Source organism: Micromonospora trifolii, assembly GCF_022229005.1.
In the GTDB taxonomy this organism is placed as follows: Bacteria; Actinomycetota; Actinomycetes; order Mycobacteriales; family Micromonosporaceae; genus Micromonospora; species Micromonospora trifolii.
The window spans coordinates 1-10,868 of sequence record NZ_JAKKFD010000072.1; the positions used below are offsets into that span (position 1 = coordinate 1).

The following is a 10,868-nucleotide window of genomic DNA, read 5'->3' on the forward strand; positions in this document are numbered from 1 at the left end:
CGGTCGGCGGCGCGGCGCAGGATGCCCCACGCGCCCTGGCGGGACAGCGCGCCACCGCGGGCGTTGAGGAACACCGCCGGGGTGCCGCGGCCGGCGGCGGCCAGCCCGGGGCGGGCCCGGACCAGGTAGGCGCGGACGGCGTCGACGGCGTACCCGCCGATGGGCACCAGCCGCACCCGGCCGCCCTTGCCGCGCAGCAGCACCGTGCCGTCGTCGGTGTCGAGGTCGTCCACGGCAGCGCCGACCGCTTCGGAGATGCGCGCGCCGGTGCCGTACAGGAACTCCAGCAGCGCCCGGTCGCGCAGCGCGAGGGGCGCGTCGTCGCCGGTCGCGGTGATCGGGCCGGCGGTCTCCAGCAGGCGGACCACGTCGTCGACGGGTAGCGCCCGTGGCAGCCGCCGGGGCGGCGTGGGCGGGCGGACGTCGCGGCTCGGATCGGCGCCGGTCAGGCCCTCACGCAGCGCGAAGCGGTGCAGGCCGCGCACCGCGCTGGCCGCGCGGGCGGCGGAGGAGACGGCGAGGGGCGGGTGCACGTCGTCACCGGCGCGCAGCCGCGCCAGGTGCGACTCGACGAGGCCGACGCCGACCGACCCGAGGTCGGTGACGCCGGCATCGGCCAGGGTGGCCAGATAGCGGTCCAGATCCCGACGGTACGAGGCGAGCGTGTTCGCGGAGAGGCCACGTTCGACGGTCAGGTGGTCGAGGTAACCGCGAACGGCACGGCGCAGCGCCGGCGTGGGCGGTGTGCCCACGCCGACGGAGTCCGTGCCGCTGGTCAGCCCGCCACCGTTCAGGCCAGCGCGTCGGCCAGCGCGAGCACGTCCATGCCGTGCGCCTCGGCGACCGGGCCGTAGGTGACCTGACCGGCGTGGGTGTTGAGGCCCAGCCCCAGCGCCGGGTCGTTGCGCAGCGCCTCGCGCCAGCCCTGGTTGGCCAGCTCCAGGGCGTACGGCAGGGTGACGTTGGTCAGCGCATAGGTGCTGGTGTTCGGCACCGCGCCGGGCATGTTCGCGACGCAGTAGAAGATGGACTCGTGCACCTTGTAGACCGGGTCGGCGTGCGTGGTGGGACGCGAGTCCTCGAAGCAGCCGCCCTGGTCGATGGCGATGTCGACGAGCACGCTGCCCGGCTTCATCCGCGAGACCAACTCGTTGGAGATCAGCGTCGGGGCCTTCGTGCCGGGCACCAGCACCGCGCCGATGACCAGGTCGGCGTCGAGCACGGCGCGCTCGACCTCGTACGCGTTGGAGGCGACGGTCTGCAGGTGGCCCCGGTAGATCGCGTCGGCCTGCCGCAGCCGGGCGACGTTCTTGTCCAGCAGCAGCACCTCGGACTGCAGGCCCAGGGCGATCGCGGCGGCGTTCATGCCGGAGACGCCGGCGCCGATGACCACGGTCTTGGCCGCGTACACGCCGGAGACACCACCGGGCAGCACACCGCGCCCACCACCGGTACGCATCATGTAGAAGGCGCCCATCTGCGGGGCGAGCCGGCCGGCCACCTCGGACATCGGGGCGAGCAGCGGCAGCGACCGGTCGGGCAGCTCGACGGTCTCGTACGCGATGCCGGTGACCCCGCGGTCGATCAGCGCGTCGGTGCACTCCTTGGAGGCGGCCAGGTGCAGGTAGGTGAAAAGCACCTGCCCCTCGCGCATCCGGTGGTACTCCTCGGCGATCGGCTCCTTGACCTTGAGCACCAGCTCGGCGGTCTCCCACACCTCGTCGGCGGTGGCGAGGATCTTCGCGCCGGCGGCGGCGAACTCCTCGTCGGTGATGCTGGAGCCAACCCCGGCGCCGGACTCGACGAAGACCTGGTGGCCGCTGCGGGTGAACTCGTTGACACCCGCTGGCGTGATCGCCACGCGGTACTCGTGGTTCTTGACCTCGCGTGGGATTCCGACCTTCACGATGCAGACACCTCTCTTCGGGGCTGCTCTCCCCCGACTGCTCGGTGCCACGACGGCCCCTTTGCCATCGCGGTACACCGGTCCTGCGGCGGCAGTCTAGGCGCGCCCGGTGCCGCCGCGAGCCAGCACAGTGGCATCCGGTGCCCGGGTGTCCTGACGATGTGTCAGGGCACCGCCGGGATTCAGCGGTCGAGCGTCGCCTCAGCCGACAGGACAGTGTTTCACCATTATCGTCCCATCTGTCGGGCGGCGGTGCGGACAGCCGGCGAGTGGATCACTAGTGTGTCCGCCCATGACCACTCCTCCTTACCAGCCCGGCTACCCCCAGCCGGGGTACCCCCAGGGCGTTTCCGACAAGAGCAAGATCGTCGCGGGCGTCCTCGGCATCCTGCTGGGCTTCTTCGGTGCCGGCCGGTTCTACATCGGCGACATCAAGATCGGCGTATTGCAGCTCGTCGTGAGCGTCTGCACCCTCGGCTTCGGCAGCCTCTGGGGCCTCGTCGACGGCATCCTCATCCTGGTGAATGGCGGCACGGACGCGCAGGGCCGTCCGCTGCGCGACTGACAGCCACACCAAAGGGGCCCCGCGGCTGACCGCGGGGCCCCTTTGGCGCGTACTCCCTCGCCGGCTGGACCGGCGGCGACGCTCAGCGTGACAGCGGCGCGTCCGACCGACGCAGCTGCGTGAAGCCGGTGTCCCGGGCGCGGGCCGCGGCCAGCAGCCCGGCCACCGCGGACGCGTTGGTGATCTCACCGGCCAGGACCATGGCGACCGCCTCGTCCAGGTCGATCCGGACGACCTGGAGGTCGGCCTCCTCGTCGTGGCGCTCGTGCCGCTCGTCGGCCGGCACGTCGGCAAGGTCGCGGGCCAGGAACACCCGCACGATCTCGTTGGTGAACCCCGGCGAGCTGTGCAGGTCCACCAACACGTCGACCCGCGCGGCGGTGAGATCCGCCTCCTCGGCCAACTCCCGCAGCGCGGCCACCGGCAACTCCTCGCCGGAGACGTCCATCAGACCGGCCGGCAACTCCCACAGGTGCCGCCCGACCGGGTGCCGGTACTGCCGGATCAGCACCACCTGGCCGGCGTCGTCGAGCGCCACCACGGCCACCGCGCCGACGTGCCGCACGAGGTCACGCAGCCCCGTCCCACCGCCCGGCATTGTCACCTCCTCGGTGACCACGTCGAAGATCCGCCCCCGGTACCGCTCCTCCCGGGAACGCACCTCGTACCGGTGCTCGAGGTTGCTCACGCCGCCGCCTCGCTGCGCTCGACGACGGCGCGAGACGCCCCACCGAGCCTGCTGGTTCGCTCGCTGCGCTCGCTCACGAGGTGGACGCGGCCTTCGTCGCGGCGCCGTTGCGGGCGGCCTTGCGCGTCGTCGGGGCCTCCGCCGCCGCGTCCAGGTCGACCGGAAGCTGGTCGGCCTGCGAGTACGCCACAGCGGCCTTGACGAACGAGGCGAACAGCGGGTGCGGGCGGGTCGGGCGGCTCTTCAACTCCGGGTGCGCCTGCGTGGCAACGAAGAACGGGTGCAGGCTCCGGTCCAGTTCGACGAACTCGACCAGCCGGCCGTCCGGCGAGGTGCCGGAGATGTGCAGGCCCGCCTTGGTCAGCGCGTCCCGGTAGGCGTTGTTCACCTCGTACCGGTGCCGGTGCCGCTCGCTGATCTCGGTACTGCCGTACGCCTCGGCGACGATCGAACCCTCGGTCAACGTCGCCGGGTACGCGCCCAGCCGCATGGTGCCGCCCAGATCGCCCCGGCCGGCCACGATGTCCTCCTGGTCGGCCATCGTGGCGATGACCGGGTGGGCCGCCTGCTCGTCGAACTCCAACGAGTTGGCGCCGTCCAGGTCGGCCAGGTGCCGGGCCACCTCGATGGTCATGCACTGCAGACCGAGGCAGAGGCCCAGCAGCGGGATGCCGGCCTCACGGGCGTACCGGGCGGTGCCGATCTTGCCCTCGATGCCGCGCACGCCGAAGCCGCCGGGGATGAGGATGCCGTCGACGCCGGCCAACGCCGCGGCGGCGCCGGCCGGGGTGACGCACTCGTCGCTGGGCACCCAGCGCAGCTGCACCCGGGCCCGGTGACCGAAGCCCGCCGCCCGGATCGCCTCACTCACCGACAGGTACGCGTCGGGCAGGTCGACGTACTTGCCGACCACGGCGACGGTGACGGTGTGCCGGGGACGGTGCACCCGCTCCAGCAGGTCGTCCCAGCTGGCCCAGTCCACGTCCCGGAAGGAGAGGCCGAGCCGGCGCACCACGTACGCGTCGAGCCCCTCCCGGTGCAGCACCTTCGGGATGTCGTAGATGCTCGGGGCGTCCGGGGCGGCGACGACCGCCTCGGCGTCCACGTCGCAGTAGAGCGACAGCTTCTCCTTGAGCTTCACCGGGATCTCCCGGTCACAGCGGAGCACTATCGCGTCCGGCTGGATACCGATGTTGCGCAGCTGCGCCACCGAGTGCTGCGTCGGCTTGGTCTTCAGCTCACCCGAGGGCGCCAGGTACGGCACCAGCGAGACGTGCAGGTAGAAGCAGTTGTCGCGGCCCAGGTCGTGGCGGACCTGGCGGATCGCCTCCAAGAACGGCAGCGACTCGATGTCGCCGACAGTGCCACCGACCTCGGTGATCACCACGTCGGGGAGCTGGCCGTCCTCGTCCGGGTCGGCCATCGCCAGGATCCGCGACTTGATCTCGTTGGTGATGTGCGGGATGACCTGGACGGTGTCGCCCAGGTACTCGCCGCGCCGCTCCTTGGCGATCACGTCGGAGTAGATCTGCCCGGTGGTGACGTTCGCCTTGCCGGACAGCGCCCGGTCGAGGAACCGCTCGTAGTGCCCGACGTCGAGGTCGGTCTCGGCGCCGTCCTCGGTGACGAAGACCTCACCGTGCTGGAACGGGTTCATCGTCCCCGGGTCGACGTTCAGGTAGGGGTCGAGCTTCTGCATCACCACGCGCAGCCCGCGCGCGGTCAGCAGGTTGCCGAGGCTGGAGGCGGTGAGGCCCTTACCCAGCGAGGAGGCGACGCCCCCGGTGACGAAAATGTGCCTGGTCGTCCGTGCTGATGGGGCCAAGGCCTGCTCCCGTGTCGTCTGTCGCGGTCATGCAGACCGCCGTGCTTGATCAGCAAAGTGATCACGCGATCCACGGGATTCGACGGTAACACCTCCCGGGCGGGTACCCGCAGGCCGCACCCCGGCTGCGACACCTCCGGGCCATCCGGACGAGGCCCGGCGCTCAGGACGCGGCAATCTCCGTCGATGACCGGGAGACCTGCCGGGGCGCCACGGGCACCGTCGGCGCGGCGTCCGGCGTCGACCCGCTCGCTGTCGGTTCGGCCGGCTCGTCGGCGTCCCCGCGGCGCTCGCCCGGGGTGTCCGACGCCGGTATTGCGACCTTCGCCGGTGCGCTCGGGGGCGGGCCGGTGATCGGACGGGGGTGCACGGCACCCAGTGGCCCACCGCCGCCGGTCGGACCGTCACCGACCGGGCCGACCCCACCGGACCCCGAGTCGTCGTCGGCGCCGTCGGAACCGTTGGCCGGGGAGCGGCCCGCTACCGGGCGGGTCCGGTCCGCGGCATGCCCGAGCACCCGCAGCGACGCCAGGGCGGCCATCGGCACCACCAGGGCGGCGGCAGCGCCCATCAGGTCCAGGGCCGCGCCGTCGAGCACACCACCGAGCACCGCGGCGACCACAGTGCCGGCGAACGCGGCCCGAACCGCCGGGTAGATGCCGAACAGCCGCATCAGCCCACCCCACGGCTGCAACAGGGCGAACCACACCAGCAACCCGCCGGCCAGCGCCAGCACTGTCAGCGGACTGTTGACCAGGGTCTCGAAGTTCTCCGTGCTGGACCGGTGCACGGCGAACCCGCCGGTGCCGTCACCCAGCGCGGAGAGGAACCGGCCCAGGCTGCCCCGCTCCGCCGCAGGACGCCGCAGGTCCACCACGGCGAACCCGATACCGACCGCCAGTGCGGCCATGGTGGCCCACGCCAACCGGCTGATCGTCAACCAGCCACCGGCGCTGATCACGGCGGCGACGCTCACCCCGGCGGTGAGCGCGATCGCGCCCACCGGGTCGGCGCCCAGGTACGGGCTGCCGACCACCACCACGGCGAGGCCACCCACCGCCACCATCACCGCCGGCCGCCAGCCCCGGTGCACCCGTTGGGCGAACCAGCCGCCGCTGACCAGCGCGCCGGCGAGGAACACTCCCAACCCCACAGTGCTCAGCCCGGCGTACCGGCCGCCCTGCAACGCGGAGTAGCCGACCACGCCGTTGAGCTGGAGGCGGGCCCCGGTGAGCACGTCCAGCCCGACCACGAGCGTGGTGAGGCCGGCCACCGCGCCGAGCGGCCCGAGAGTGTTCGCGTACCCGGGAACGAACCGCACCGCCGCGGTGCCGGCGGCCACCAGCAGCGCCGTCACCCCGGCGAAGATCCACCCGGGGTGCTCGCCGCGCCACCAGGGCACCGCGTCGGCCAGCAGCGCCGCCGGCACCGTCAACGCCGCGGCGACCAGCAGCAGCTCCATCACCGCCACGATCCGCCCGGAGACCGGCGTCGGACCGGCCGGGCCGGCGTGCGGACGGGCCCGGCGCAGCAGCGGCAGGATCGCGATCGCCAACAGCACCTGCACCCCGGCGAGCAACGCGAAGAACACCCCGGAGACGGAACGCTGGGCGGCCGCCTCCCGGTCGGCGTTCGCCGGCGCGTTGATGGCCTCGGTCAGGTCGGCGGGACGGCCGCCGGTGCTGATCGCCGGACGGCCGAGGAAGAGCCGCTCGGGCATGGGCCGACCCAACGCGGCGAGGGCGGTCGGCGCGAGGTCGACAAGTTGCAGGTACCCGTCCCGGCCGGTGCTGGCCGAGGTGAGCCACCCCCGCTCCCAGCCCGGCCCGTCGGCGACCGCCACGTGCAGCCGGGCCGGCTGGGTGGTGTCGGAGATGCCAGCGACCAGCACCAACGACCGTGGTGGTCGCGCCGCCAGCACCCGGGCCAGCTCGGCGTCCGCCGCGCGGGCCTCCTCTGCGCGGGTGGCCGGGTCGGCCCCCTCCACAGTGCCGAGGTCGACGATGCTCAGCACACACGAGCCGAGCAGCGGCCGCGGGTCGGCCGGCAGCCCCGAGGCGTACCTGTCGACGCGGCCGAACGGTCGGGCCGCGGCCACGGCCGCGCCCGGGCCCACGGCGACGGAGCACCGCACCGACTCGGACAACGAGCCGGGCATGGCGCCCCAGGGCAGCCGCTGCTGGTTGTACTGGACCACGCTCTCCTGGTCGGGCAGGTTCGCGCCGATGCCGTCCGGCTGTTCCACAGTCACCGCCGCCGACGGGCAACCGTCGACCGACCGGCTGCCGTTCCACGCCGCGAAACTGCCCGCGCCGAGTGTCAACCAGCCGTCCACCGGGCAGGTGGGCCGATGCGCGGAACGCACCGACAGTGAGCCGATCGAGCCGTCCTGGGCCATCCGCCACAACGTCGGGGTGCTCTGCGGATCCACGTCCTCCCAGCGCAGCCCGGCGATCCCGGCGAGCACCACGAAGTCGGCGGTGCGTTGCGGGGTGCCCTGGGGTGGGCGGGCGGCGAGCGCGGTGACGCCCAGCGCCACCACGAGCACCGTCAACAGGGCGGGGGCGATTCGGCGCAGCATCACCGGTGTCCCGTTCTCGGGGCGTCGGAGCCCGGGGCGGCCGCCGGACCGCCGGGGTTCCCGGTCAGCTCGGCGTAGAGGGCGGCGAGCGTGCCGACGGTGTCCGCCTCGGTCGGCCACGTCGCCGCCCGTTCGGCGCCACGCCGGCCCAACTCCGCCCGCGCCGCCGGGTCGTCCAGCAACACGCGGACGGCCGCGTCGACAGCGTCCACGTCACCGGCGGGAACCAGCGTGGCGGCGTCGCCGACCAGGTCCGGGAGACCGCCGACAGCGGTGGCCACCAGCGGCACGCCGGCGCGCAGCGCCTCCTGGGCGAAGAGCTGTCGCGCCTCCCAGTCGCTGGTCACCACCGCCAGGTCGGCGCCGGCGAGCAGGTCTGCCACGTCGGTGCGGTGCCCCAGCAGGGTCACCGGGGCGCGGGCGGCAGAGGTCCGCGCGGCGAGCGGCAGATACGCCGGCCCGCTGCCCGCGATCACCACGACCGGCGGCGGGGTACGCGTACGCCAGCGGGCCGCCGCGTCGATCAACACGTCGTAGCGCTTCTGCGGGTGCAACCGCCCGACCGAGAGAATCAACGGCTGGTCCGGGCGGACACCGAACTCGGCGCGTACCGCCGCCGGGCGTCGACGCGGCGGGGGCAGCGTCGGCGCGGCGACCGGGGCCAGCCGGGCGTCGGCGGCGCCCACCTCGGCGGCCCGGTGCACCAGGTCCGCGGAGGCGCCGAGCGCCACCCGGACGCCCCGGGCCACCACCCGTTCGACGAGCCGGGACACCCCGCCCCGCAGTCCGCCCGCGAGCACCGCGTTGTGCCAGGTGACGATCAGCGGGGCGGCCGGACGGGCCAGCACGGCGACCAACCCGGCCCGCAGGCCGTGCGCGTGCACCACGTCGACCCTCGCTGCGGCGAGCAGCCGACGCAGCGCGAGCACCGCCCGCGCGTCGGCCGGAGTCGGACTGGCCGGGATCTCCACCGGCTCGAACCGGGCACCGACACCGGTGAAGTCGAACTGTTCCTCAGTGGCGGCGGGCCCGCAGACCAGGACGGTGGCGCCACCCGCGACGAGGCCGCGGGCCACCGAACGGACGTGTTGGCCGACCCCGCCGGTGCTGGACGCGAGCACCAACGCGACGGTGCCCGACCAGCCGGCAGGCAGAGCTGGCTCAGTCATCGCGTCGCCGTCTCCTTCCCGTCGCCCCGCTCCGGGGAGCCCGCGCCCGGTGTCGGCGCACCGCCGGACGGCCCCCGCCGGCCCAGACGCCGCAGCACCCCGGCGAGCAGTGGCGCTACGTCCCGCCGGTCGACGAACCAGACCACGGCGAGGAACACAACCCCAACCAGAACCCCGGACAGCATGCCCTGACCGAACGCCGCCGCCGTCGTCGGGGTGCCGCCGTCCAACTGGTCGAGCCACCGACTGAGGCCCCACCCGGCGAGCCCGGCGAGCACACCGGCGAGACCACCGGCCGCTGCGGCCCGTGCCGCGCCCGCGAGGGCGGGACGGCCGGCACTGCTCAGCACGGCCAGGAGCAGCAGGGCGCCGAGCACCAGCATCCCCACCGAGTTCGCTGACGTCACCGCCAGCACCCGGTCGCGCAGAGGCAGCACCGCGCCGAGCAGCAGGACGACGGCCGGCACCACCAGGAAGCCGACCGCCGTGGCGAGCGTCGCCGCCCGGGTCTCGCCCCTGGCGTAGAGCGCCCGGGTGAGCACCGCGAACAGGCCGTAGCCGACCAGGCCGGGGGCGTACCCGATGATCGCGGCGGCGGCGGTCGACGCGGTGTCCGACGGGAAGAAGAAGTGCCCGACCGGCCCGGCGGTCCCGATCAACGCGGCAGTGCCGAGGCAACTGAACAGGAGCACACCGCGGACGGCCGGTGCCAGGGTCGCGCGGTAGGTGTGCTCGTCGCCGGCGGCCCGCGCCGCCGCCAGGGTCGGGTAGGCGGCAATGGCCAGCGGCACCGCCAGCACCGCCCACGGCAACAGGTAGACGGTCTGCGCCAGGTTGTAGACGCCCGGGTTGCTCCGCGCGCCGGCGGTGACCTGGTTCAGGCTGACGATCAGGGCGATCTGCTGGGTGGTGACGGTGACCGCGCCGGCCACCGCCAACCCGCCGACCCGGGCCCGCGCGTCGGCGGGGAACCCGAACCCGGGCCGCAGCCCGAGGCGCAACCGGCGGACCGGAACCAGCAACGACAACGACAGCACCACCACGCCGAGGGTGGTGCCGCCGGAGAGCAGCAACTCCCCGCCGGGGCTCACCCCGCCGACGGTGGCGTACCGACCCTGCGTGAGGGTGAACCCCAGGTACACGAGGATGACGGTGAGGCTGGACAGCAACGGGGCGAGCACCGGCCAGGCGAAACGGCGGTGCGCCTGAAGCACCCCGGTGAGCACGATGCCGACCCCGTACAGCGGCAGTTGCGGCGCGAAGACCCGCAGCATCCGCACACCGCTCTGCTGCTGGGCGGTGCTCAGGTGGTGGCCCAGCGACTCGACCACCGGGCCGGCGAGCAGCACCACGAGCAGCGCCAGTGGGACCAGCAGGGCCAGCGTCCAGGTCAGCAACGCCCCGGTGGTCCGGGCCACGGCCGTCCGGTCGCCCGCCGCGACCGCGCCGGCGAGCAGCGGTACGACGAGACTGGCCAGCGCTCCCCCGGCGACGATCTCGAAGATGAAGTTCGGCACCGCGTTGGCCACCACGTAGGTGCCACCGAGGTCGGTGGGCGCCAGGCTCCAGGTGAACACGGCGGTGCGGCCGAAGCCGGCGAGTCGGCTGGCAACGGTGAGGACGGCGATGAGCGCGGCTGCCCCGGCCAGCCGGCCGGCGCCGGCGAGGGGTGCCGGTCTGTTCACGTCAGTCGGCGCGTCGGCCCAGTGCGTCGAGTTCGCGCAGCCCCGGGGTCCGCTGGATCACCGCGGTGAAGCTGACCTTCTCGCTGGCGGCGGTGAGCCCGGCGAGGACGGCGAGCAGACCGGCCCGGCCGAGCGGTCCGGTACGGGCGGCGAGTGCGACGCCGAGCACCGCACCGAGCGCGTTCGCGCCACTGTCGCCGAGCATCACGTCCTCGGCCAGGTCGTCGCGGAGCAGGCCGGCGGCGGCGCCGGCCGCGCCGGCCGCGATCCCGCCCTGCGGGCCGCCGGTCAGCGGCGCCGCGAGCAGCAGCCCGGACTTGATCGCCCGGCCCGGCCGCAGGTCGAGCAGGTTGAGCAGGTTGGCCGTGCCGGCGATCACGCCGGCGCCGAGCAGCACGTCGACGCCCCGGCCGAACGCGCCGTGCCGCTGCCGGCGCGGGTGCGCGGCG

8 protein-coding genes and 1 pseudogene are annotated in these 10,868 nt (G+C 74.0%); 1 reads left to right on the forward strand and 8 read right to left on the reverse strand.

The annotated features are described in order from the left end of the window. Positions 1–752 (reverse strand): tyrosine-type recombinase/integrase (locus NIE79_RS32315; RefSeq protein WP_238682170.1); only part of this gene is annotated, 752 nt, incomplete at its 3' end. Between the two features lie 38 nt (positions 753–790). Then, the gene (ald, locus tag NIE79_RS32320; RefSeq protein ID WP_238682171.1) at positions 791–1,906 is read right to left on the reverse strand and encodes an alanine dehydrogenase; all 1,116 of its coding nucleotides are present in this window, start codon (positions 1,904–1,906) and stop codon (positions 791–793) included. 292 nt (positions 1,907–2,198) lie between these two features. On the opposite strand from ald, the gene NIE79_RS32325 reads away from it, so the two are divergent. Then, positions 2,199–2,471, forward strand: coding sequence for a TM2 domain-containing protein (locus tag NIE79_RS32325; RefSeq protein WP_238682172.1), 273 nt, complete (start codon positions 2,199–2,201; stop codon positions 2,469–2,471). 82 nt (positions 2,472–2,553) lie between these two features. Here the strand turns inward: NIE79_RS32325 and NIE79_RS32330 are convergent, their stop codons facing one another. From NIE79_RS32330 to NIE79_RS32355, 6 genes and pseudogenes are all read right to left on the reverse strand, one after another. Further along, entirely contained in the window at positions 2,554–3,159 is a 606-nt protein-coding gene (locus NIE79_RS32330; RefSeq protein WP_238682173.1) for an NUDIX domain-containing protein, read from the reverse strand. 73 nt (positions 3,160–3,232) lie between these two features. Next, on the reverse strand, positions 3,233–4,984 hold the full coding sequence (gene pyrG, locus NIE79_RS32335) for a CTP synthase (RefSeq protein WP_238682174.1): 1,752 nt from the start codon (positions 4,982–4,984) through the stop codon (positions 3,233–3,235). Positions 4,985–5,147: 163 nt separating this feature from the next. Then, a complete protein-coding gene (locus tag NIE79_RS32340) occupies positions 5,148–7,565 on the reverse strand; it encodes a hypothetical protein (RefSeq protein ID WP_238682175.1) in 2,418 nt (805 codons plus the stop codon). Continuing rightward, entirely contained in the window at positions 7,565–8,734 is a 1,170-nt protein-coding gene (locus NIE79_RS32345; protein ID WP_238682176.1) for a glycosyltransferase family 4 protein, read from the reverse strand. The genes NIE79_RS32340 and NIE79_RS32345 overlap by 1 nt, the downstream gene beginning before the upstream one ends. Further along, positions 8,731–10,419: a murein biosynthesis integral membrane protein MurJ gene (murJ, locus tag NIE79_RS32350; RefSeq protein WP_238682177.1), complete on the reverse strand. Its 1,689-nt coding sequence runs from the start codon at positions 10,417–10,419 to the stop codon at positions 8,731–8,733. Before murJ ends, NIE79_RS32345 begins: the two co-directional genes overlap by 4 nt. 1 nt (position 10,420) lies before the next feature. Continuing rightward, positions 10,421–10,868 (reverse strand): annotated as a pseudogene (locus NIE79_RS32355) (hypothetical protein); the annotation flags it as partial.

Bases quoted from the DNA above. Each gene is read 5' to 3' on its own strand.
- NIE79_RS32345 (WP_238682176.1), bottom strand. From the start codon at position 8,734: ATGACTGAGCCAGCTCTGCCTGCCGGCTGGTCGGGCACCGTCGCGTTG.
- NIE79_RS32325 (WP_238682172.1), top strand. From the start codon at position 2,199: ATGACCACTCCTCCTTACCAGCCCGGCTACCCCCAGCCGGGGTACCCC.
- NIE79_RS32340 (WP_238682175.1), bottom strand. From the start codon at position 7,565: ATGCTGCGCCGAATCGCCCCCGCCCTGTTGACGGTGCTCGTGGTGGCG.